This window comes from Halomonas sp. PBN3, assembly GCF_000475415.1.
GTDB classification, from domain to species: Bacteria; Pseudomonadota; Gammaproteobacteria; order Pseudomonadales; family Halomonadaceae; genus Halomonas; species Halomonas shengliensis.
Genome location: NZ_AXCA01000012.1, coordinates 1 through 397 on the forward strand (window position 1 = coordinate 1; position 397 = coordinate 397).

Annotated in this window: 1 protein-coding gene; it reads left to right on the forward strand. The window is 62.5% G+C overall.

Going from position 1 to position 397, the window contains the following annotated elements; all coding sequences use genetic code 11:
* Window positions 1–77 precede the first annotated feature (77 nt).
* Window positions 78–397: JAB domain-containing protein (locus Q673_RS20495; protein ID WP_023004499.1), on the forward strand; the 320-nt coding region annotated here is incomplete at its 3' end.

The window sequence follows — 397 nt, forward strand, 5'->3', positions numbered from 1 at the left end:
TGGTCATGACACACACTTCAGCAGCTGCCTTCCCGGCAGAGTCTCGCTACTCCCCATCCAACGCGCCTCAGCTGTTCGTGCGCGACAGCGACGGCAACTACCTGGCGGCCCCCGATGACCGCGTCATCGATGCGGCGCGACAGGTGGTTGAGCGTTCCGTCTCAAAAGGCATGAAGCTCAACACGCCCAACCGGGTGCGTGAGTTCCTGTGGCTCAAGCTGGCTGGCTACGACCATGAGGTGTTTGGTGCCATCTTCCTGGACACCCAGCACCGCGTGATCGAGTTCAGCGAGCTATTCCACGGCACCCTTGATTCCGCCTCGGTCTATCCGCGGGAGGTGGTGAAGGCGGCGCTGCACCACAACGCCGGTGCGGTGATCTTCACCCACAACCACCC